At 63.4% G+C, this 21,088-nt stretch carries 21 protein-coding genes; 16 read left to right on the forward strand and 5 right to left on the reverse strand.

Annotation, left to right across the window (positions count from 1 at the left end; all coding sequences use genetic code 11):
- Positions 1-10 precede the first annotated feature (10 nt).
- From D0B32_RS12790 to D0B32_RS12800, 3 genes are all read right to left on the reverse strand, one after another.
- Positions 11-655 carry a response regulator transcription factor gene (locus tag D0B32_RS12790; RefSeq protein WP_117334358.1) on the reverse strand — a complete coding sequence of 215 codons (645 nt, stop codon included), beginning with the start codon at positions 653-655 and terminating at the stop codon, positions 11-13.
- Positions 656-766: 111 nt separating this feature from the next.
- On the reverse strand, positions 767-1,480 hold the full coding sequence (locus D0B32_RS12795) for a response regulator transcription factor (protein WP_117334359.1): 714 nt from the start codon (positions 1,478-1,480) through the stop codon (positions 767-769).
- A gap of 154 nt (positions 1,481-1,634) precedes the next feature.
- Positions 1,635-2,297 carry a response regulator transcription factor gene (locus D0B32_RS12800; RefSeq protein ID WP_117334360.1) on the reverse strand — a complete coding sequence of 221 codons (663 nt, stop codon included), beginning with the start codon at positions 2,295-2,297 and terminating at the stop codon, positions 1,635-1,637.
- 950 nt (positions 2,298-3,247) lie between these two features.
- Between D0B32_RS12800 and D0B32_RS12805 the strand changes: the two genes are divergently transcribed.
- From D0B32_RS12805 to D0B32_RS12825, 6 genes are read left to right on the forward strand one after another with little or no spacing between them, the layout of a single operon-like run.
- On the forward strand, positions 3,248-3,964 hold the full coding sequence (locus D0B32_RS12805) for a c-type cytochrome (protein WP_117334361.1): 717 nt from the start codon (positions 3,248-3,250) through the stop codon (positions 3,962-3,964).
- A complete protein-coding gene (locus D0B32_RS12810; protein ID WP_404935550.1) occupies positions 3,961-5,352 on the forward strand; it encodes a c-type cytochrome in 1,392 nt (463 codons plus the stop codon). Before D0B32_RS12805 ends, D0B32_RS12810 begins: the two co-directional genes overlap by 4 nt.
- Positions 5,353-5,400: 48 nt before the next feature.
- A complete protein-coding gene (locus D0B32_RS32530; RefSeq protein WP_181969797.1) occupies positions 5,401-5,577 on the forward strand; it encodes a hypothetical protein in 177 nt (58 codons plus the stop codon).
- A gap of 2 nt (positions 5,578-5,579) precedes the next feature.
- Positions 5,580-6,158, forward strand: a complete 579-nt coding sequence (locus tag D0B32_RS12815) for a cytochrome C oxidase subunit II (RefSeq protein WP_117334362.1) — start codon at positions 5,580-5,582, stop codon at positions 6,156-6,158.
- Entirely contained in the window at positions 6,145-7,770 is a 1,626-nt protein-coding gene (locus tag D0B32_RS12820; RefSeq protein ID WP_117334363.1) for a b(o/a)3-type cytochrome-c oxidase subunit 1, read from the forward strand. The genes D0B32_RS12815 and D0B32_RS12820 overlap by 14 nt, the downstream gene beginning before the upstream one ends.
- Positions 7,767-8,567, forward strand: coding sequence for a c-type cytochrome (locus D0B32_RS12825; protein WP_117334364.1), 801 nt, complete (start codon positions 7,767-7,769; stop codon positions 8,565-8,567). Before D0B32_RS12820 ends, D0B32_RS12825 begins: the two co-directional genes overlap by 4 nt.
- A gap of 29 nt (positions 8,568-8,596) precedes the next feature.
- Here D0B32_RS12825 and D0B32_RS12830 read toward each other — a convergent pair whose 3' ends face one another.
- Positions 8,597-10,234: a methyl-accepting chemotaxis protein gene (locus tag D0B32_RS12830; protein ID WP_117334365.1), complete on the reverse strand. Its 1,638-nt coding sequence runs from the start codon at positions 10,232-10,234 to the stop codon at positions 8,597-8,599.
- A 282-nt stretch (positions 10,235-10,516) separates the two neighbouring features.
- On the opposite strand from D0B32_RS12830, the gene D0B32_RS12835 reads away from it, so the two are divergent.
- From D0B32_RS12835 to D0B32_RS12845, 3 genes are all read left to right on the forward strand, one after another.
- On the forward strand, positions 10,517-10,888 hold the full coding sequence (locus D0B32_RS12835; protein ID WP_117334366.1) for a CidA/LrgA family protein: 372 nt from the start codon (positions 10,517-10,519) through the stop codon (positions 10,886-10,888).
- Positions 10,885-11,625 (forward strand): LrgB family protein, encoded by a 741-nt coding sequence (locus D0B32_RS12840; RefSeq protein WP_117334367.1) that lies wholly within the window; start codon positions 10,885-10,887, stop codon positions 11,623-11,625. Before D0B32_RS12835 ends, D0B32_RS12840 begins: the two co-directional genes overlap by 4 nt.
- A gap of 111 nt (positions 11,626-11,736) precedes the next feature.
- Positions 11,737-12,546 (forward strand): DUF4239 domain-containing protein, encoded by an 810-nt coding sequence (locus D0B32_RS12845; RefSeq protein ID WP_117334368.1) that lies wholly within the window; start codon positions 11,737-11,739, stop codon positions 12,544-12,546.
- A gap of 2 nt (positions 12,547-12,548) precedes the next feature.
- Here D0B32_RS12845 and D0B32_RS12850 read toward each other — a convergent pair whose 3' ends face one another.
- Complete coding sequence (locus D0B32_RS12850; protein WP_117334369.1) at positions 12,549-13,622, reverse strand: Glu/Leu/Phe/Val dehydrogenase dimerization domain-containing protein; 1,074 nt, start codon at positions 13,620-13,622, stop codon at positions 12,549-12,551.
- A 320-nt stretch (positions 13,623-13,942) separates the two neighbouring features.
- On the opposite strand from D0B32_RS12850, the gene D0B32_RS12855 reads away from it, so the two are divergent.
- The 7 genes from D0B32_RS12855 to D0B32_RS12885 all read left to right on the forward strand — a co-directional run bounded on the left by D0B32_RS12855 (position 13,943) and on the right by D0B32_RS12885 (position 20,972).
- Positions 13,943-14,401, forward strand: a complete 459-nt coding sequence (locus tag D0B32_RS12855; RefSeq protein WP_117334370.1) for an Lrp/AsnC family transcriptional regulator — start codon at positions 13,943-13,945, stop codon at positions 14,399-14,401.
- Between the two features lie 516 nt (positions 14,402-14,917).
- Positions 14,918-15,259: a hypothetical protein gene (locus tag D0B32_RS12860; protein WP_147329519.1), complete on the forward strand. Its 342-nt coding sequence runs from the start codon at positions 14,918-14,920 to the stop codon at positions 15,257-15,259.
- Between the two features lie 133 nt (positions 15,260-15,392).
- Positions 15,393-17,009, forward strand: coding sequence for a peptide ABC transporter substrate-binding protein (locus D0B32_RS12865; RefSeq protein ID WP_117334372.1), 1,617 nt, complete (start codon positions 15,393-15,395; stop codon positions 17,007-17,009).
- A 25-nt stretch (positions 17,010-17,034) separates the two neighbouring features.
- Entirely contained in the window at positions 17,035-17,973 is a 939-nt protein-coding gene (locus tag D0B32_RS12870; RefSeq protein WP_117334373.1) for an ABC transporter permease subunit, read from the forward strand.
- A 62-nt stretch (positions 17,974-18,035) separates the two neighbouring features.
- Positions 18,036-18,929 (forward strand): ABC transporter permease, encoded by an 894-nt coding sequence (locus D0B32_RS12875; protein WP_117334374.1) that lies wholly within the window; start codon positions 18,036-18,038, stop codon positions 18,927-18,929.
- Position 18,930: 1 nt separating this feature from the next.
- Complete coding sequence (locus D0B32_RS12880) at positions 18,931-19,950, forward strand: ABC transporter ATP-binding protein (protein ID WP_117334375.1); 1,020 nt, start codon at positions 18,931-18,933, stop codon at positions 19,948-19,950.
- A complete protein-coding gene (locus D0B32_RS12885) occupies positions 19,890-20,972 on the forward strand; it encodes an ABC transporter ATP-binding protein (protein ID WP_117334376.1) in 1,083 nt (360 codons plus the stop codon). The genes D0B32_RS12880 and D0B32_RS12885 overlap by 61 nt, the downstream gene beginning before the upstream one ends.
- Positions 20,973-21,088 lie beyond the last annotated feature (116 nt).

A 21,088-nucleotide genomic window follows, 5' to 3' on the forward strand; every position in this document is an offset into this window, starting at 1 on the left:
CGACACTCGTTCAGGCTAATCCCATCTGCTGCGCGTATCGGATAAGCGCCGCATCGGAATCGAGCCCGAGCTTGCGCATGGCACTGCGCTTTTGCGTGCTGATCGTTTTCGCGCTGCGGTTCAGTTCCGCCGCGATCGTCTGTAGCGGCACGCCTTGGACGTAGAGACGGAACACGTGCCACTCGCGCGCGCTCAATACCCCCGCGCGTGGCTGCGGCAACGGGCCTGCTTCATCGAACGCTTTGCGTACGCAGGGGGATAGATACTGACGGCCGGCCATGACGGCGTCGATTGCTTCGATCAGCGCATGAGCCATGTCGCGCTTGTCGACGATGGCACGCACGCCGATATGCAACAAGCCGGACAGTGTTGGGGGATGACAGATCATGGTAAGCACCACCACCTGTGGATGAGGTGTGTGACGCAGCACCCGGCGCAACAGCGGCGTGGCGTTGAGCTGGCCGTCGAGGTCCGGCATGCCGATGTCGGAAACGACGACTTCGCAAGCACACAGGTCGATCAGTTCGGCGAGCGATTGCGTATCGGTTGCCTCACCCACGAGCGTCATGTGCGGCACCGTCTGTAGCAGATGCCTGACGCCATGCCGGATGCAACTATGGTCGTCCGCTACGATGACTCGGGTATTCGGTTTCATTTTGTTGTTGTGGATCTGACCGGCATTCCCTGCACTGAGTGCGTCCCCAGGAATGACCAGGCCGTTTTTTCTTGTCGTCGCGCGCTGGCGGCGTGCGCGAGGCCTGGTGGATCAGGTTTGAGGGGGGTGGGATTCGCCTCGTGCTTCCCGCCCATCCTCGGTCAGCACGCCATGATCTACAGCGAAGCGGAACAATTCGCTGTCGCTGTGCAGCGCGAGTTTGCGCATTGCGGTGCACTTCTGCGCGCTGACTGTCTTGACGCTGCGACCGAGCCGCATGGCGATCTCCGTAACCCCGACGCCCGACGCATACTGCGTGAGCACTTCCAGTTCGCGCGGCGTCAGCAGTTCGCGGACAAACTCGAAACGCCGCCCGACCGCCGCGTCGGCGATCAGCTTGAGTACCGCGGGGCCGATGTAACACTCATGCGCGAGCGCGGTCACGATGGCCACGTGGATCAAGTCGATGCGGTCGCGTTTGCTCATCAACGCATCGACGCCCAGCGTGAGCACTTTCTGCAACGTACCGGCGTCCGTCTCCATAGTCAGCACGACGAGCGGTGTGCCCGGGTAACGCCGCTTGAACTGCTTGACGCTTTCAATGCCGTCCAGCTCGTCGTCGCTCGACATGTACAGATCCATCACGGCAAGGTCGAATTCGGTCTGATCGGCTTGCGCAAAAAGTTCGCTGCAATCAGCGGCATGCCCGACGATCTGCACATTGGGATGTACGGACATCAGACTCTCGATTGCAAACAGCACAAGCGGATGATCGTCCGCAATAATGACCCGGACGGGTGTGCTTAATTCGGCGTATTCCAGCATTTTTCGGGCTCCCCCGGTTCAAAGATTCCCGTCGCTCTCTCGTGAACAACCGGCCCTGCACGAGCATCGAATATTCGCCATTTGACAAACATAAGATTGCTCCGAAATGCCCATTCGGATGAATATCTTTTACCTTTTTATTTAGTTATCCGACTTATTTTTCAGACAATCCATTAACCTTGACATAAGCGAACAGAGCGAGATCGTTGTTCACGCCGAGTTTCGCCATAGCGAGTCGTTTCATCCGGCTGATGGCGCGCACATCGCGTCCCAGCGAACGCGCGATATCGGATATCGACTTACCGTGTACGAACAGGCTGATCACGCGCGTCTCGTGTGGTGACAGCGGGCGCCTGACCTGCGTGTCGAAAATCTCGTCACCGCCCTCTGCTAGCAGCAGAGTTTCCTGGATGGCGTCGCTGACATAGGCGCGCTCACCACACGCCCGACGGACCGCCGCGACGAGTTCGGTCATAGAGCCGGCTTTGGTGAGCACGCTTATGGCGCCGTCAGAAATCGCGACGCGCAGAATGGTGGCGTTCATGGAACTGGTGAGAATCACCACGCGCAGCGCGGGCCAGCCCTGGCGGATACGCTGCACCATCCGTATGCCGTCTTTGAGTGAGCCGTCGGCCTCCGGCATGCTCAGATCTGTCACGAGCACGTCACAGGGTCGCGTCTGCAGCAGATGAAGCAACGAAGCAGGACTCGGAGCCTCGCCGACGATCAGAATGTCTGGATGCGCCGACAGCGCGGACCTGACACCGAGCAGAACGAACGGGTGGTCGTCTGCCAATACGACTCGAAGCTGCTCCATGATTTTCTCTCGTTGGTTTCATGACGACGCGAGGTGGGTGCTTCGGCGAGCCACCACGCCGGCTCCCGCTTATGACATGCATTGCATGGTGGGGAAACGGCGCAGCCGCAAACCTTCATGGAATCAAATTTGGGGCACAAACATAATGGGAGATTTCCGAATCCTTTCAGCGATTGCATTCACCTGACTCAATCAATCAGGAATGCATAACTATTTTCCTGCCGCGAGGAACATGACGGTGCGAATTGATGGCGCCGCCAATAGGAATGACGAAGCTAATGCGCTGGAGACTTCCTACAGAGAAGAGCCGGCGTGCTGCCACTGCGAGTTTCGTCATTTCTGCGCGTGCCGCCTCAGTCATCGCCACCGTCACCACTGTCGCCACCACTGTCACCGCCGCCAACTCCGGTTCCGACACGCTCACCACGTCCCACGCCCCGCCTGGCCCACGCACAACCTGCCGCCGACAAACCCTGCCATCGCCGCACAGGGCAACGCGAACGTGCCATACCAGCAACGAGGGCCGATTAGGCCAGCCAGTTGCCGGCAGCAAAAAGCGACGTTGAAAGCGCTGAGGATGCCGCCTATGATTGTTCGGTATCTGCAGAAGTGAGCCGCGTAATCGCGCACCACCCTGTCCGGCAACCATCGGGCAGGGGGTTTTTGCATGACGGCCATCTGGCCGTCATAAATCGGTCGAGCAAAACAGCTTTTCCCTTTAGATATTGGCTCAACGGTTATTGGTCGATTAAAAGTAAATGGTTGTCCATACTGATTCGGTGCCGAACGCCATGGTCAACTAACCGAACCCACTTAATCAACGCTTACTGATTCCGGTTTCGCTGTCGCGGTTTAAAGCAGGTTTGAAGGGCGGTCACGCAAACGGTATTCGCATACCGCGTGCGTGAAAAATATGCGTCATAAACGCGTTCTCCCCGACGAGGCTTGGCGTGCATCGCAGAACTATCGGATCCTCCATTCTGTTTGTGATTTACGCTGCGCGGGCCTGCGCGGCGCTCGCCGCCACGGACGCGGCGGCGCCCATGCCCTCCGCAATGGATGAGCGGGTGCGCGCCTGCACCTCCTGCCACGGCGCGCAAGGCCAGGGCCTCAACAACGACTACTTCCCGCGCATTGCCGGCAAGCCGGCCGACTATCTGTTCAACCAGCTGATTTCGTTTCGTGACGGCGGCCGCACCTATCCGCCAATGGGCTATCTGATCGCCTTCCTGCCGGACGACTATCTGCGCAAGATCAGCGCGTATTTCTCGGCCCTGCAGCCGCCTTATCCGAACGCGGATACCGGCAACGTTTCGCCTGCGGTGCTGCAATACGGTGAGAGGCTCGTCACCCACGGCGACCCGGCACGCAAACTGCCTGCCTGCGCTGCCTGCCACGGTGCGCGGCTGACCGGCGTACAGCCGGGCATTCCGGGGCTGCTCGGTTTGCACGCCAGTTATATAGCCGGGCAGATGGGCACCTGGCGCTCCGGCACGCGCCACGCCACCCCGCCTGACTGCATGCATTCGATCGCCATCAAACTGACCGACCGGGACATCACGGCGGTGTCGAGCTGGCTGGCGCGCCAGCCGCGTCCGGCGGATCCCACGCCTGCCGCGACAGGAGCCGGGCCGCTGCCACTGGCCTGCGGGAGTCAGCCGCAATGAAGCCGATCCTTGCTCAACCCAAACGCATCGCACGGCGTGTCCGTCTGGCAAGACTGCCCCACATCCGCCGCCGCGCTGTGAGCGCGCGCCCGGCCCGAATCGCGGCAGCGTTCGCCATGAGTGCCGTGTTCGTGCTCGCCGCGCTGAACCCGCACGCGGGACTAATCCGCATGGCACGCGCCGCGAGCGACGCATCGGCCCCCACGGCAACCGCAGCCGCCGACACCCGCCCCGACATCGTCAAGCGCGGCGAATACCTCGCTCGCGCGGGCGACTGCATTGCCTGCCACACGGCCCCGCGCGGCAAGATGTTCGCCGGCGGTCTCGCGATGGAAACGCCGTTCGGCACGCTCTATTCGCCGAACATCACCCCCGACGCGCAATACGGCATCGGCGCATGGAGTCCCGACGCTTTCTTCCACATGATGCGTACCGGCATAGCGCCCGGCGGCAAGGTGCTCTACCCGGCCATGCCGGTCGCGCAATACACCAAGGTGACGCGCGAAGACTCGGACGCGATCTTTGCCTATCTGCAATCCGTACCCGCGGTGCGCGAGCCGAACCATCCGCACGAACTCAAGTTTCCGTTCAACCAGCGCAAGCTGCTGCTGGGATGGCGCACGCTGTATTTCCGTGAAGGCGAATTCAAGCCGGACCCGAGCCGCTCGGTGGAATGGAACCGCGGCGCGTATCTGGTGGAGGGTCTCGGCCACTGCACGATGTGTCACACGCGCATCAACATGCTGGGCGGCTCGTCGCAGCGCGACCAGTTCGCGGGCGGCCTGATTCCGGTGCAGAACTGGTACGCGCCGTCGCTCACGTCGGACAAGGACGGCGGCCTCGGCGACTGGAGCGTGAAGGACATCGTCGATCTGCTGCAAGCCGGCATCTCGGATCGCGGCGCCGTGTATGGACCCATGGCGGAAGTCACGTATCACAGCCTGCAGTACATGACCGACGACGACGTGAAGGCGATGGCCGCGTACCTGAAGACGCTGCCCGACAACGACCCCGGCCGCAAATCCGGCCCCACCGCGCCGACCAACACCAAGGTCTTCGCGCTCGGTGAACAGATCTACGCGAACAAATGCGCGTTGTGTCATGGCGCGCAGGGTGAGGGCCAGTTGCAGCATTACCCGCCGCTCGCGCACAACCAGTCCATTGAAATGAACTCCGCCGTCAACCCGATTCGCATTGTGCTGAACGGCGGTTTTCCGCCCGGCACGCAGCGCAATGCCGAACCGTATGGCATGCCGCCCTTCGGCCAGGAACTGAACGATGTCGATGCCGCCGCCGTCGTGACCTACATTCGCACCGCATGGGGCAATCACGGCGCGCCGGTGACCGACCACGAGGTGAACGAATTGCGCAAGGCGCCGCTGCATTGACGTTGTGCTGCACGAACACTTCGAAACGCTGTACGGAGAAACCGCTAGATGGACGACAACGACATTCCCCACACCGCTTCGCCATCCGATGACGAAGTGTCACGGGTCGTCGCCGCCGGACCGCACGGCGCGGTTGCCGTGGCCGGCGTCGCCACGCTGATCGTGGTGGCGATCTGGTTTGCCTTCTACTTCCTCGTGTTCCTGCCACGCGGCGTCGTCCACTGATCATGTCCAGCCCAACCCCATCCCCCGACCATCCGGATAACGGCCACGCCATTGCACTGCGCGCCGAGCGCCGCTGGGCGATCTTCGCCTCGGGACTGATCCTCCTGATGCTGCTCGTCGTCATCTTTTCCGGCGTGCACTGGGCGATGATGCCGCCCTCGCGCGTCGAGACCGTCGATCCGAGCCGCCTGCAACTGTCCGGCGAATTCGTCGAAGAAAATCTGGGCTCGGCTGTCGAACCCGACGGCTCGGTAGTGGTGCGCTTCATCGCGCAACAGTATTCGTTCACGCCGCAATGTCTGCTGGTGCCCACCGACACGCCCATCACCTTTCGCACCACCAGCGCCGACGTCGTGCACGGCCTGCTCGTGACGGACACCAACATCAACACGATGGTCGTACCCGGCTATATCTCGACGCTCGCCACGAGTTTCGACAAGCCCGGCGAGCATCTGATGCCCTGCCACGAGTTCTGCGGCTTCGGGCATCAAACCATGTGGGCGCATGTGAAGGTCATCGACAAGGCTGCCTTTCTCGAGCAGGCACGACAATCACGGAGGTTGAGCTGTGTTCCTCGCTAAGCGACTCGTTCTCGCGCACTTCTGGCTCGCCTTCATCGCCTTTCTGCTGGCGCTTTTCATGGGGGCGTGGCAGATGCTGGTGCGCAGCCCGCTGCATCCGTGGGTGGGCGACCCCGAGCTTTACTACCGCTCGGTGACTGCGCACGGCACGGTGATGGCGTACGTGCTACCCACGCTGGTGGCGATGGGCTTCGGCTACGCGATCGTCGAACTCGCGCTGCGCCAGCCGCTGGTGGGACTCAAGTGGGCATGGGCCGCGTTCTTCGTGCTGGCGGTGGGCGCAGTGGTGGCGATGATCCCGGTGTCGATGGGTCAGGCGTCGGTGCTTTTCACGTTCTACCCGCCGATGATCGGCAGTCCGCTCTATTACCTCGGCGTCGTGCTGGTGGTGGTCGGCTCGTGGATCTGGGTCGCACTGATGCACGTGAACCTGCGCGTCTGGAAGCGCGCCAACGTGGATAAACCCGTGCCGCTCGCCATGTTCGCCAATGTGGCCGGCGCCTATTTGTGGGCGTGGACGGCCATCGGCGCCGCGCTCGAAATCCTGCTGCAGATTCTGCCGGTGGCGTTCGGCTGGGCCCATACCATCGACGCCGGCCTCTCGCGCGTGCTGTTCTCGTGGACGCTGCACGCCATCGTCTACTTCTGGCTGATTCCCGCGTATATCGCCTATTACACGATGGTCCCCGGCGCGATTGGCGGGCGCCTCTACAGCGATTCGATGGCGCGCGTGTCGTTCATCCTGTTCCTGATCTTCGCCATGCCGATTGGCATTCACCATCTGTTCGCGGACCCGCAGGTCGGCGCCGGCTTCAAGTTCGTGCATGCAGTCTTCACCGGCATGGTCTCAGTGCCGACGCTGCTCACGGTGTTTACGATCTGCGCCTCGGTTGAGATTGCCGGCCGCTTGCGCGGCGGCAAAGGCGCGTTCGGCTGGCTAACCGCGCTGCCGTGGCGCAATCCAATGATGCTGGTGCTGGCGTTTTCGTTCGTGATGCTCGGGCTTGGCGGCGCGGGCGGTCTCATCAACATGAGCTACCAGTTGAATTCGACCATCCACAACACGCAATGGGTGACCGGCCACTTCCATCTGATCTTCGGCGGCGCCATCGTCATCATGTACTTCGCGATCGCCTATGAACTGTGGCCGCAACTCACCGGACGCGCGCTCTGTTCGCTGCGCCTCGTGCGCACGCAACTGTGGCTGTGGTTCATCGGCATGATGGTGGTGACGATACCGTGGCACTACGTAGGCCTGCTCGGTGCGCCGCGCCGCATGGCTTACTACGACTACAGCGCGCCGGGGCTGCAACAGCAGGCCGTGTGGGTCGCCGTGTCGGCCATCGGCGGCTTCGTGCTGCTGGCTTCGGGCATCCTGTTCATTTACATCCTCGCCAAGTCGCAACTCGGGCCGCTCGTGCAACCGCGGGAATTCCGTTTCAGCCTGCCCACGCATCCGGTGGATCACGTGCCTGCCGCGCTCAACAGCTTCGGCCTGTGGGTGGCGTTGATGATTGCGTTGACGGTGGTCAACTACAGCGTGCCAATCTTCCAGCTCCTACGGCTGCAACAGACCTCCGTGCCGGCGGTGGTGGTTGGAGGCCAGCGATGAATCAAGAACCCGTCTTCAGCACGCGCAACCCGTGGTTCGTCACCAGCGTGGGCGGCGTGATTGCGCTTGCTATCGTGTCGATCCTGATTGGCTTTATCTGGTTGCCGTCGGTCAACGGTGACTTCAGCGGGCGCGGCCTGTGGGCGATGATCTGCAGCGCGGCGGGCGCGCCTTCAGCCTGGTACGCCAATGGCACGAACGTGACGGGCGCCGCTCCGAGCGAGGTGGTGGTGCTGCCGCCGCAGCATGTCAGCCCCGATGCGGCTTCGATCGGGCGCGGCGCGACGCTCGCCACACAGAACTGTTCGATGTGTCACGGCGTGCTGGGCACCGTGCAGGTGACGGCGCCGGCACTCGCCGGCCAGTACGCGGATGTGATCTACAAGGAACTGCGCGACTATCAGAGCGGGATGCGGGCGAACGCCATCATGCAGCCCATCATCCAGGCCCGCAGCGATCAGGATCTGCACGACCTGGCGGTCTATTACGCGTCGCTGCAACGGGCGAACCCGGCTGAACCGGCTGCATCAGCGGATGCCAACGCGGAGAAGCTCGCCATGCAAGGCGACCCGATCCGCAATATCGCGCCGTGCGCGGCGTGTCACGGTCAGCTCGACCGCAAGGGTGCGGCGCCGTGGCTGGGCGGCCAATCGTCGGTGTATCTGGCCGCGCAGATGCGGGCCTTCGAGAACGGCACGCGCCACAATGACATCAATGAACAGATGCGCAATGTGGCGCGGCAACTGACGCCGGAAGAAATCGACGGGCTCGCGAAGTATTACGCCGCGCAGCCCTGAGAGAACAAAACAGAGCCGATCAGATCAGTTTAGACGGCGCGCTGCGCCGTCAACCGCACGCCCGCTGCGGCGTGGCCATAACCGCGCGTCCGGCCATCTGATACAGCCGCTGCATCGGTGCGGAACACCGCGACCGCCGCCGTCAGACGGCGCGCCTGATCTTCCAGCGAGCCCGCCGCGGCCGCGGCTTCTTCGACCAGCGCCGCATTCTGCTGCGTGACTTCATCCATCTGCGCGATGGCCAGATTGACCTGATCGATGCCCGTGCTCTGCTCGGTCGCAGCCGCTGCGATCTCGCCCATGATGGCACTCACGCGGGCAATCGCCGTGACGATGTCGGTCATCGTCGCGCCCGAGCGTTCGACCAGTTGCGCACCGCTTTGCACACGCGCTGTCGATTCGTCGATCAAGCCTTTGATCTCCTTGGCGGCACCCGCGCTGCGCTGCGCCAGCGAGCGCACTTCGCTCGCCACCACCGCGAAACCACGACCCTGCTCGCCCGCGCGCGCCGCTTCGACGGCCGCGTTGAGCGCGAGAATGTTGGTCTGGAACGCGATGCCTTCGATCACGCCGATGATGTCCGCAATCCGGTGCGAATCGTCGACCATGTGATTCATCGTGCCCACCACCTGCTGCGTCAGCTCACCGCCCTGCGCCGCGAGACTCGACGCGCCCTGCGCGAGCGAACTGGCCTGCTTGGCGTTCTCGGCTGTCTGCTTGACGGTGGACGTCAGCTCTTCGATGCTCGCCGCCGTCTCTTCGAGCGACGCAGCCTGCTCCTCGGTACGCTGCGACAGATCGGCGTTGCCCGCTGCGATCTCGCTCACGCCCGTATCGATCGATTCCGTGCCGAGGCGCACCGTGTTCACCGTCGAGATCAGCGAGTCCTGCATCTTGCGCAGCGCCGTGGCGAGCTTGCCCATTTCGTTGTCGCCCAGCACTTCGATGCGGCCGGTCAGATCGCCGCTCGCGATGCGCTGGAACTGGCCGATGGTGGCGTCGACCGGGTGCACGATGGCCCGCACCAGCCAGACGCGTCCGAGCCACGCCAGCACCAGCGCCAGCACGATGCCCACGGCAACCGCCACGCTGACCGCGTAGAAGCGGTCCTGCGCCTCCTGAAAGCGTTGCGCGCCATGATCGATCTGCAACTGTTCGAGCGTGAGCATCGCCTTCTCATAGGCGCTGTAGAGCGACGGCATCTTGTGCGCCTGCAGCTCTTGGAAGGCGGCCTTGTCGCCCGCCTTGAGCGCGGCCATAGCCGGATCGACACCGTCGCGCAGGAAGGTGTCGCGTTTGTCCTGCATCTCCTTGATGAGGCGCTGCTCTTCGTCGCTCGTGCCCGCGCGGCTCAGATAATGCGCGAGGCGCTCGTTCGAGAGCTTTTGATACTGGTCGAAGCGTTGAAGGACGGCAGCGGCACCGTCCTGATCGTTCAGGTCCACCAGCGACGCATACGTGCCCAGCGCAAGCCGCAGACGCAGCAGTTGCCCCGCGCTGCCTTCGAGATCGGCGACGGCCGGCGTATCCACCGTGTACATCTGCTGCAACGACGCATTGCTCGCCCGCAGCGACAGCAGGCCGGCTGCGGCGCCGCCCAGCAACACGACGCCAAAGAAGACGATCATCACATTGAGGCAGGTGCGGATCGACAGACTTTTCAACATTGACAGATCTCCGTTGGGCTGCCTGACTGAGGGCCATGAAGGCCACATGGGCCGGCTAACCTTTACAGTCAAACGTGCTGCGCCCAAGCCCTCCGGCCAGGTCCGCAACTTGATTAGTATTTAAGCGAACGCCAGACAGGACTACGGCGGCTCTCCAGAAAACTTTATGGTCGCAGCAAACAATTGCCTTACTAGGCTTTGCTCGATCTCAAACAATCCCGGATACTGGCAACGCGCGTTCTGTTCATGTCCAGATTCACGGCCGCTTTATTCGAGGTTTCCATGCTCCGCGCCATTACCACGTTGCTGGTATTTCAATGCCTCGGCGAAGGCGTGTCGTATCTGTTCAAACTGCCGGTACCCGGGCCCGTCATCGGCATGCTGTTGCTGTTCGGCTTCCTGATGTTGCGCCCCGCAACCGCTGACGCGATCGAACCGACCGTGCTCGAACTGCTGCGCCACCTCTCGCTGTTATTCATTCCGGCGGGCGTGGGCATCATGGTGTCGGCCAGCAAGATTCGCGTCGACGCGCTGGCGGTCATCGTTTCGCTCGCGGTCAGCACCACGCTCGCGATAGCCGTGACCGCCCTCGTCACCCGCGCGCTGTTACGCCGGCAACGCCGCGAACCAGTCGCGCAGGAGGGCACGCCGTGAACGCCATCCCGAAGTTGGGCGCGATCTGGGTTTATCTGGCGGCGAGCCCGCTGCTCGGCCTGACCATCACGCTGCTGGCCTATCTGATTGCCCAGACGCTGTATGCGAAAGCGCGCTTCAATCCGCTCGTCAATCCGGTGCTGATCGCGGTGGCCCTGCTCGTGGCCTTGCTCGAAATCACCGGCACGCCGTACGCCACGTATTTCGAAGGCGCACAGTTCGTCCACTTTCTGCTGGGGCCGGCCACCGTTGCGCTGGCGCTGCCGCTGTATCGGCAATGGGCCAAATTACGGCGCGCGGCCCTGCCGCTGCTGGGCGGCCTGGTGGCCGGCTCGTTGACGGCGATTCTCTCGGCGGTTGGGGTGGCGGCGCTATTCGGCGCCTCGCATCAGACCATCGCGTCGCTCGCACCGAAATCGGCCACCACGCCCATCGCGATGGCAGTGGCCGCCGAGATAGGCGGCCTGCCTTCGCTGACTGCCGTGCTGGTGATCACCACCGGCGTGTTCGGCGCGGTCGTCGCCCGCTCGATCCTGAACCTGCTGCGCATCACGGAACCGGAAGTACGCGGCTTCGCGCTGGGGGTCGCCTCGCACGGCATCGGTACGGCGCGCGCGTTTCAGGTCAGCGAGGAAATGGGTGCATTCGCGGGACTCGGCATGGGCCTGAACGGCGTCTTCACAGCGTTCGTGGTGCCGGTGTTGTTGCCCGTGATTCTTCCGTGGCTGGTGCGGTAACTGCGCTGAACAGGAACGCGTCACCGTACGCGGCTCGGGACTACCCGAGGTTGTCCGCCCCGGTGACTTGACGGACAGTAGCGAGGCACAGCATTCGCGGAGCACTGCGCAATGAACGAGATCGGATCGGCCGTGTTGGTATTCGTGCTGCTACTCACCGGCACGTCTGCGGGCGTGCTCGTCAAACCCTTGCTGCCGGAGGAACACACCGCGCACGAAACGGTGCAACTGATCCAGTTGGTGATCGGCATGCTGGTGACGTTCACCGCCCTCGTGATGGGGCTGATGACCGCGTCCGCGAAGAACAATTTCGACACCGTGGGCAATGACTTCCGCAGCTACTCGGCGGATCTCATCCAGCTCAACGCCACGTTGCGCGAATACGGCACCGAAGCCGCGGGCGTCCGGCAAATTTTGCGCGCTTACACGGCAGCGGCCATTGCCAGCACCTGGGCGCAGGAACCGCGCCCACCCGGCAATTACTATCCAACCAACGTGCCCACTGCCGGCGGTTCGGAGAAACTGGAAGACACACAACTCGGCGACATGCTCAACGACGCCGGCCAGAAGCTGCAGCAATTGAAGGCGCCGGACGCCTATCACCAGCGGCTGCTACAGGTTGGCATCGCGCAGTTTCAGCGCATCGTGGAAGCGCGCTGGAAGCTGATCGAAGAAGCGCACAGCACGATCTCGCAGCCGTTCTTCGCCACGCTGACCTTCTGGCTCATCATCATTTTCCTGAGCTTCGGCTTGATCGCGCCGCGCAATGCACTGGCTCTGGTGATGATCATGCTGGGGGCTCTTTCGATTGCCTCCGCCGTATATGTCATCGTGGACCTCGATACACCCTTCACCGGTCCGATCGTCATTTCGAGCCAACCCATGCGCGACGCGCTGGTGCATCTAAACCGCCAGGACTAGGTTTAGCAGGCCACCATCTTTTCGCGCGCCCATGCCACGGCCGCACGCGCCGGGGCAACGCCGCTCGCGCGCACACGCTCCGCCAGTTCGAAGACGCGCGGACCGATCTGCGCCACTTCAGCGAGCACGGCCTGCTCCTGCGCGGAGCCGAGATATTCCCGCACGCAACTGATGATGCCGCCGGCGTTCACGAGGAAGTCCGGTGCGTAGAAAATGCCGCGGCGATGCAGCACGTCGCCTTCGGCCAGCGAGATCAGCTGGTTATTCGCGCCACCCGCGATCACCTTGAATTGGCAATTCGCTGCCACGGCTTCCGTGATGGAGCCGCCGAGCGCGCACGGCGCGAACACGTCTGCCTGCACGCTGGCGATGTCCGTGGTGGCGACCACGCGGGCGTTGAACAGGTCCTGCGCGCGCGCCGTGCGGGTTGCGTCGATGTCCGCCACGATCAGTTGCGCGCCCGCCTGATGCAGCCGCTCGCACAGATCCCAGCCCACCGAACCGAGACCTTGCACCGCCACCGACACGCCATCCAGCGAGGTACGGCCAAGCGCTGCTTCCACGGCCGCCAGCAGACCGACGAACACGCCGTACGCGGTGCGCGGCGACGGGTTGCCGCCATACACGGCGTTTTCGCGCGGAATGCCGCTCACGAAGCGCGTTTCGGCCTGGACGGCGCGCATGTCGTCAGCGGTCGTGCCGACGTCCTCGGCGGTGATGTAGATCCCTTCCAGCGATTCGACGAGCCGGCCGAACGCCGTGAACAGCGCGCCACGGTCGAGCGTCTGCGGACGGCGCACGATCACGGCCTTGCCGCCGCCGAACGGCAGATCGGCAAGCGCGTTCTTGAACGCCATGCCTTGCGACAGACGCAGCGCGTCGTTATAGGCCTCGTGGTCCGACGCGTACTGCCAGAAGCGGCAACCGCCGAACGCCGGTCCGCGCGCCGTGCTGTAGACAGCGACGATGGCCTGCAGTCCGGAAGCCTCATCCGTGGCAAGCACGATGCGTTCGTGAGCGGGTTCGCCATGCAAGCCGAAAAGCGTGCCAGCGGCAGTGGTAGTCAGTCGGTCCATCTCGGTTCCTTCCTTGTGGGCGGAGTGTTCAGTGTCCGCGTGAAGCGATGGCTTCACGCCTGGCCGCGAGCCGTCCGGATCACGGCGGCATGCGGAATACGGGCGAGGCCGCCCGTGCATGTTGCGCGAACGCCTCGACGGCAAGAGTGTAGGCGGCCAAAACAGGGGATTTGTTCTGTTTATCTGGCATCATCGCCTTCCCGGCAGAAGTATCCTCTGCCCTGTCATATTTTTAGAGACGAATCGTCTGCGGGTCACGTGCAAGGGCATTGCCTGCACGCAATCGACCCACACAGTCCCGCAGTCCGCTGGAGGAACCCATGAAGCTCGACGCCATCGACCAACGCATCCTGCGCGAGTTGCGCAACGACGGACGCCTGTCCAACGCGAAGCTCGCCGAACGCGTGGGCCTCTCGGCCACGCCGTGCTGGAATCGCGTGCGCGCGCTCGAAGAAGCCGGGGTGATCGAAGGCTATGCGGCGCTGCTCAACCAGAAGGCGCTGGGCTTGCCCGATACCGTGATCATCGAGGTGACGCTCGACAAGCACGACGAGCGCACGCTGGAACGCTTCGGCCAGGCGCTCGCGGACCTGCCGGAGGTGGTGGAAGCCTTTCTGGTGTCCGGCGAGTACGACTATCTGATCAAGGTGGCTGTGGCGGGGACCGAAGGCTACGAGTCGTTTCTGCGCCGCAAGCTGTACCGGCTGCCCGGCTTTCAGAACAGCCGCTCTATCTTCGCCCTGCGCTGCCTGAAACGCTCGGTGTCCGTGGAAGTGTGAAGGCGCCATGATGGCCGCCGGCCCTGCGCTAAACGACGCGCCGTTGCCCCGAACGCGCGCCGCCACGCCACAGGCCGCTGCGTCCAGTTTTTGCCCTGAGCGGCGTTGCGGCGAATTTCGGCGTGCTATAAGCTCGGAGCCGTCCGGCAGCAAGGCCATTCCTTACGGATAGCTAGACACCTTACGGAGACCTGATCAGTCTGTGCAATCACTGATTTAACCTGCCTCTCGATGCGCGGGTTGCCCGTGATGCAGGGTCCCCGGGCCTCCGTTCGAGGTGGTTCATGGGGATGAGCCCTCATCGGGCAGATCTTCCGCGCTTGCTGCCGTCGCCTCAAACCAGCGTGCCATCGACACAATCGGCGGCGTGCTGCTGGGACCTTTCGATACGGGAAGTTGCGCACCGGTGGCGGATCGCCCGCCGGTTCAGGCGCATAACGGGAGATGCACGATACGTGCGTGTCCGGTCGTCCGGGGTTGTGGCTTCAACGACAGGAAGGATCGGAAGTGAGACATATGCAAACAGTAGAGACCGCACGGCGCCCCATGATGGGCGGCCGTGAACTGGCGTGGCAGTACAGCGGCGGACCGTCGAACACGCCCGGCAGGGCAGCGGCTTGGTCGATCCATCAGGCTGCACGGCGCGCGGCACGCGCCGCAGTGACCGGCACGCCAAAGGCGCGCCCGATGTTCTTCCGTCAGTGGGCAGGGCCGGCCGTCCCGCGCGACTGGCTGTCACGCAGCTTCCTTCCCCGTTCCCTGCTCGCGCATTGGCATACACGCTTGCACACCCAGTTGCGCACAGCGCCCGCGCCGTTACCTTCCGGCGCGCACGGCTTGCCCTCCGGACTCATGTGAGCCTCGTTGTGCATGCGATGTCGCCGCCCTGCACCGGCCGCGTCCCGCTTCGTTCGGGAAAGCCGATTGCACCGCGCGCACTGCCGTTATTTTTTCTCCCGCATTTGCTGGCCATTTTCTTTCGACGCAATCCATGAAACCCACGCAGTTCTCGATCGCGGCATTCACCGCGCTCAGCCTCACCTTTGCCGGCGCCGCGATGGCGGTGACCGTTCCGCCAGGCGTCAAACTCGCCGCCAAACAGGACATCACGCGTCAGGTGCCCACTGAAGTCGAATCGCTCGACCCCGCGCACATCGAATCGTGGACCGGCAATACGATCGGCCTCGATCTGTTCGAAGGGCTCACCCGCATCGGCGCTTCCGGTGCCGTCGTCCCTGGCGTCGCCGAGTCGTGGACACGTACTGCGCCCGACACGTGGGTGTTCAAGCTGCGTCACGATGCGAAGTGGAGCAACGGCGAGCCGGTCACGGCCGCGGACTTCGTCTATGCATGGCAGCGCGTTCTCGATCCGAAGACCGGTTCGAAATACACGGTGCTGGTCGAGTTCGTGAAGAACGCCAAAGAGATTCTTGCCGGCAAGGCGCCGCTCAATTCACTCGGCGCACGCGCGCTCGACCCTTACACACTCGAAGTCAAAACCGACGTGCCCGCCGCGTTCTTCCCCGAACTCGCCGCCTCGGCGACGATGGCGCCCGTCAACCAGGCGGACATTGCCAGGTACGGCGATAGCTGGACGCGCCCCGGCAACCTGATCAGCAACGGCGCCTACACGCTCACCGACTGGGAGCCGAACAACCGCATCATCGCGAAGAAGAACCCGAACTACTGGAATGCGCGCAACGTCGTGATTTCCTCGGTGACCTTTGCGATGGTCGAGAGCAACGAAACGGCGATGCGCATGTATCAATCGGGGCAGCTCGATTACACGTACTCGATTCCATCCGGCATCTATACGCAAATCAGCAAGCAGTTCGGCGACGAACTGAAGACCGGTCTACAGATTGCGACGTACTTCTACAGCCTGAATCTCTCTGATCCGGCGTTCCACGATCCGCGCGTGCGGCAGGCACTCTCTATGGTGATCGACCGCAACCTGCTCACCTCGAAACTCACCCAGGCTGGCGAAGTGCCGATGTACGGACTGATCGCGAAAGGCACCAAAGGCGCAGCGGTTTATACGCCGGAGTGGGCGAGCTGGCCGATGCCCAAACGCGTCGAATATGCGCGCGGGTTGATGAAGGCAGCAGGCTATTCGGACACCAAACCGCTCACCTTTACGCTCACCTATAACACCAACGATCTGCACAAGAAAGTGGCGCTGTTCACGAGCGCGCAATGGCGCGTCTACCTGGGCGTGAATGCGAAACTGGAAAACGTGGAGTACAAGGTGCTGCTGAGCGAACGCCACGCTGGCAAGGTGCAGGCATCGCGTGATGGCTGGTTCGTCGACTATAACGACGCCATGTCGTACTTCGACCAGTTGCGCTGCGGCAGCCTGCAGAACGATGCGCAGTATTGCAACCCGAAGGTGGACGCGCTGATCGATCAGGCCAACGCGCAACTCGACGACAGCGAGCGCACCGCCCTGCTCACCCAGGCACACAATCTGGCCATGAGCGAGACGCCCTTGATCCCGCTCTTCCAGTATTCGGCGGACCGGCTCGTGAAGCCCTACGTGGGCGGCTATCTGGACACCAACTACGTGGACCAGCGCGCCTCGCAGGACATGTACCTGCTCGCTCACTGACGCCGCACCGGCAAAGGAATCCGTCATGTTCGCCTACGCGCTGCGCCGTATCCTGTGGGTCATCCCAACCGTCCTCGCGGTCATCACCGTGTGCTATCTGATGTTGCACGTGACGCCCGGCGGTCCGTTCGAGGGCGAGAAGCATCTGTCGCCCGCCGTGCTCGCCAATCTCAACGCCAAATATCACCTCGACCAGCCGCTCTGGAAGCAATATCTGCTGTATCTGAACGCACTGCTGCACGGTGATCTGGGGCCGTCCATCCGTTACGCGGACTGGTCCGTCAACGATCTGGTCAGCCGCGCACTGCCGGTGAGCCTCGGCGTGGGCGGGCTGTCGGTGCCGATCGCGCTGGTGCTGGGCGTGCTGCTCGGCACTGCAGCGGCCGTGCGGCGCGACGGCCTCACCGACCGCGGCGTGATGCTGCTCGGCAACCTCGGCAACGTGGTGCCGCCGTTCGTGCTCGGTCCGGTGCTGGTGTGGATATTCGCAATCCTGCTGCAACGCGCCGACGGCCACGGCTGGCTGCCCGCCGGCGGTTGGGGCGACGGCAGCTGGCGCTACCGCGTGCTGCCCATGACGCTGCTCGTCATCATCAATGTGTCGTCGATTGCCCGCGTGATGCGCGGCAGCATGATCGAAGTGCTGTCCGGCAACTTCATCCGCACGGCGCGTGCCAAAGGGCTACCCGGCCACGTTATCGTGCTGCGCCACGCGCTCAAGCCCGCGCTGATGCCGGTGGTATCGCTGCTCGGCTCGATCTGCATCTCGTCGATCACGGCCGCTGTGGTGACGGAGTCCGTCTTCGCGCTGCCCGGTCTCGGCCAACTGGTCGTGGATGGCGCCATCAACCGCGACTACACGCTGGTGCTCGGCCTCGTGGTGCTGACCACGGTCGCCGCCGTGATTTTCAACCTGCTCGTCGATCTGGCGTATGCGTGGCTCGATCCGCGCATCCGCTACTGAGCGGCGGCCATGCGCGCCGTTGAGCTATCCCGCGTCGATCATCGAACCTGGACATTGAAGCCATGAACTCCCCTACTACCGTCGCTGCCGCGAGCGCCGCGCCAGCGCGTCCGCGCAGCCCGCTGGCCCTCGCGTTCCGGCAGTTTTTGAAGAACCGTGCCGCCGTTGCGAGTCTCGTGATTCTTGCGTTGATCGTGATTGCGTGTTTTGCCGGCCCGCTGTTTCTGCCTAACGATCCGGATGCCAACGACTGGACCGCGATCGCCATGCCGCCCATGTGGGAAGGCATGCACTGGTTCGGCACCGACGACGTGGGCCGCGACCTGCTGGTGCGCACGCTGGTGGGCGGCCGCGTATCGCTTGAAGTGGGCTTGCTCGGCACGCTGGTGTCGGGCTTGATCGGCGTGGCGTGGGGCGCGACAGCGGGCTACATCGGTGGACGCACGGACGCGGTGATGATGCGCATCGTAGACATGATGTACGCGATCCCCTACATGCTGATCGCGATCCTGATGATGACGCTGTTTGGACGCGACTTTTATCTCGTCGTGCTCACCATCAGCGCGTTCTCGTGGCTCGACATGGCGCGCGTGGTGCGCGGTCAGACGCTGTCGTTGCGCACCCGCGAATTCATCGACGCCGCACGCGCTACCGGCGTCAGCACGCCATCCATCATCGCGCGGCATATCGTGCCGAACCTGCTGGGCGTGGTCGTGGTGTACGCCACGGTCACCGTGCCGGGCATCGTACTGACCGAATCGGTGCTGTCGTTTCTCGGCCTCGGCGTGCAGGAGCCCATGACGAGCTGGGGCGTGCTGATCAACGACGGTGCACAAAAACTGGAGTCGATGCCGTGGCTGCTTTTGTGCCCGGCCGTCGCGTTGTGTGTGACGTTGTACTGCGTGAATTTCGTCGGCGATGGCCTGCGTGACGCGCTCGATACCAAGGAGCGTTGAAATGGCCCTGCTGGAAGTCAAAGACCTCGGCGTGCGCTTTACGCGCCGCGATGCTTCGCCGGTGGAAGCCGTGCAGCGCGTCTCGTTCACGCTGGAAAAAGGCAAGACGCTGGGCATCGTAGGCGAGTCCGGTTCGGGCAAAAGCCAGACCGTGATGGCGCTGCTGGGCCTGTTGCCAGGCAACGGCCAGGCAACAGGCGAAGCGAACTACGCGGGACGCAATCTGCTCACGCTCAGCCAACGCGAGATGAACCAGATTCGCGGCGATCGCATCGGCATGGTGTTTCAGGACCCGATGACCTCGCTCAATCCGTTTCTGACGGTGGAGCGGCAGATGACCGAGGCGTTGCAGCAGCATCGCGGCGTGTCGCGCCGGGATGCACGTCGTCAGGCAATTGCCGCGCTACAGCGGGTGTGGATTCCAGATGCGGAGCGGCGCATCGACCGCTATCCGCATGAGTTTTCGGGCGGCATGCGGCAGCGCGTGACGATTGCCACCGCCCTTCTAACCGAACCGGAAATCCTGATTGCCGACGAGCCGACCACCGCGCTCGACGTCACGGTGCAGGCGCAGATCATCGAACTGCTGCGCGAACTGAACCGCGATCTCGGCACGGCGATCATCCTGATTACGCACGACATGGGCGTGGTCGCCGGGCTCGCAGACGACGTGATGGTGATGTACGCGGGCCGCACCGTGGAGCGCGCGAGCGCCCAGGCACTGTTCGAGATGCCGACGCATCCGTACACCCGTGGATTGCTCGACGCCCTGCCGCGTCTCGAAGACGAAGCGCACATGAGCGACCAGGTGGATGCGCCCTTGCGCACGATTGCGGGTAATCCGCCCGCGCCGGGGGAAGCCATCGAAGGCTGTGCGTTCGCGCCGCGCTGCGCGAGTGCGCAGGACCGTTGCCGCACTACGCGGCCGGCGCTCGAGCCGATTGGCGGCAAGCATGACGGATGGCGCGCGTGCCTGCGCCCGGTCACGGAAATTGTGGAGATTGCGGAGGTGGTACGGTGAACGAAACGGTATTGTCCGTACAGGACCTCAAGGTGCATTTCAAGGTGCCGCGCGGCGGGTATCCGTGGTCGAGCAAGGCGACCCTGCGTGCGGTAGAAGGCGTGTCGTTCCAGATTCGTCGCGGCGAAACGCTGGGGCTCGTGGGTGAATCGGGTTGTGGCAAGTCGACCCTGGCGCGCGCGATCATCGGTCTCACGCCGGTAACGGACGGCAGCGTGCGATGGCACGACACCGAGACGGTGCGCGACGGCCATCGCCCTGCCGATGCCATGCAGCGGTTGCGCAAGGACGTGCAGATGGTGTTTCAGGACCCGCTGGCCTCGCTCGATCCACGCATGACGATCGAGCAGATCGTCGCCGAACCACTGAAGGTGCAGCGCAAGGAACTCGGGCGCGAGGAGACGCGCGTGCGCGTGCTGACGATGCTCGAACGCGTCGGTCTCGGTGCGCATCATCTGGCGCGCTATGCGCATGAGTTTTCCGGCGGACAGTGTCAGCGGATTGGCATTGCGCGTGCGTTGGTCGCCGAGCCGCAACTCGTGATCTGCGATGAACCTGTTTCCGCGCTCGACGTGTCGATCCAGGCGCAGATCGTCAATCTGCTGCGCGATCTGCAGCGCGAGTTGTCGCTGTCGCTGCTGTTCGTCGCGCACGACCTGGCCGTCGTCAAGGCGATCAGCCATCGCGTGCTGGTGATGTACTTGGGGCGCGTGATGGAACTCGGAACACGACGCGAGGTGTATGGCTCGCCGCAGCATCCGTACACGCGCGCGTTGCTGTCGTCCGTGCCGCGGCCCGATCCGGCCACCGAGCGCACGCGCAAGCATGCGGTGTTGTCTGGCGAGATGCCCTCGCCGCTGAATCTGCCTTCAGGGTGTGCGTTTCGCACGCGCTGCCCGGATGCGATCGCTGCGTGTGCGGGGGATGTACCGCAAGCCGTGCCGCGTGGTACGGACGATAGGCGCGTTGCGTGTATTCGGGTCGGCGAGCAACTGGAGCAAGCGTCCAGCGTGATTGCCTGATTCCGGCAGCGCGCGAGAAAGTGGGGCGCTGTAGTCCGTGTTCAGCGGATGCGGCGCCGCTTCTAGCGTGATGCATTTTTGGCAATCTGCGGGGAACCAAACACAACGTAAAACCG

This window comes from Paraburkholderia sp. DHOC27, from assembly GCF_003429005.1.
In the GTDB taxonomy this organism is placed as follows: domain Bacteria; phylum Pseudomonadota; class Gammaproteobacteria; order Burkholderiales; family Burkholderiaceae; genus Paraburkholderia.

Coding starts and splice junctions, on each gene's coding strand:
- D0B32_RS12825 (WP_117334364.1), top strand. CDS start 7,767: ATGAATCAAGAACCCGTCTTCAGCACGCGCAACCCGTGGTTCGTCACC.
- D0B32_RS12885 (WP_117334376.1), top strand. CDS start 19,890: ATGGCGCGCGTGCCTGCGCCCGGTCACGGAAATTGTGGAGATTGCGGA.
- D0B32_RS12810 (WP_404935550.1), top strand. CDS start 3,961: ATGAAGCCGATCCTTGCTCAACCCAAACGCATCGCACGGCGTGTCCGT.
- D0B32_RS12830 (WP_117334365.1), bottom strand. CDS start 10,234: ATGTTGAAAAGTCTGTCGATCCGCACCTGCCTCAATGTGATGATCGTC.
- D0B32_RS12850 (WP_117334369.1), bottom strand. CDS start 13,622: ATGGACCGACTGACTACCACTGCCGCTGGCACGCTTTTCGGCTTGCAT.
- D0B32_RS12845 (WP_117334368.1), top strand. CDS start 11,737: ATGAACGAGATCGGATCGGCCGTGTTGGTATTCGTGCTGCTACTCACC.
- D0B32_RS12815 (WP_117334362.1), top strand. CDS start 5,580: ATGTCCAGCCCAACCCCATCCCCCGACCATCCGGATAACGGCCACGCC.
- D0B32_RS12835 (WP_117334366.1), top strand. CDS start 10,517: ATGCTCCGCGCCATTACCACGTTGCTGGTATTTCAATGCCTCGGCGAA.
- D0B32_RS12875 (WP_117334374.1), top strand. CDS start 18,036: ATGAACTCCCCTACTACCGTCGCTGCCGCGAGCGCCGCGCCAGCGCGT.
- D0B32_RS12800 (WP_117334360.1), bottom strand. CDS start 2,297: ATGGAGCAGCTTCGAGTCGTATTGGCAGACGACCACCCGTTCGTTCTG.
- D0B32_RS12870 (WP_117334373.1), top strand. CDS start 17,035: ATGTTCGCCTACGCGCTGCGCCGTATCCTGTGGGTCATCCCAACCGTC.
- D0B32_RS12795 (WP_117334359.1), bottom strand. CDS start 1,480: ATGCTGGAATACGCCGAATTAAGCACACCCGTCCGGGTCATTATTGCG.
- D0B32_RS12790 (WP_117334358.1), bottom strand. CDS start 655: ATGAAACCGAATACCCGAGTCATCGTAGCGGACGACCATAGTTGCATC.
- D0B32_RS32530 (WP_181969797.1), top strand. CDS start 5,401: ATGGACGACAACGACATTCCCCACACCGCTTCGCCATCCGATGACGAA.
- D0B32_RS12855 (WP_117334370.1), top strand. CDS start 13,943: ATGAAGCTCGACGCCATCGACCAACGCATCCTGCGCGAGTTGCGCAAC.
- D0B32_RS12865 (WP_117334372.1), top strand. CDS start 15,393: ATGAAACCCACGCAGTTCTCGATCGCGGCATTCACCGCGCTCAGCCTC.
- D0B32_RS12880 (WP_117334375.1), top strand. CDS start 18,931: ATGGCCCTGCTGGAAGTCAAAGACCTCGGCGTGCGCTTTACGCGCCGC.
- D0B32_RS12860 (WP_147329519.1), top strand. CDS start 14,918: ATGCAAACAGTAGAGACCGCACGGCGCCCCATGATGGGCGGCCGTGAA.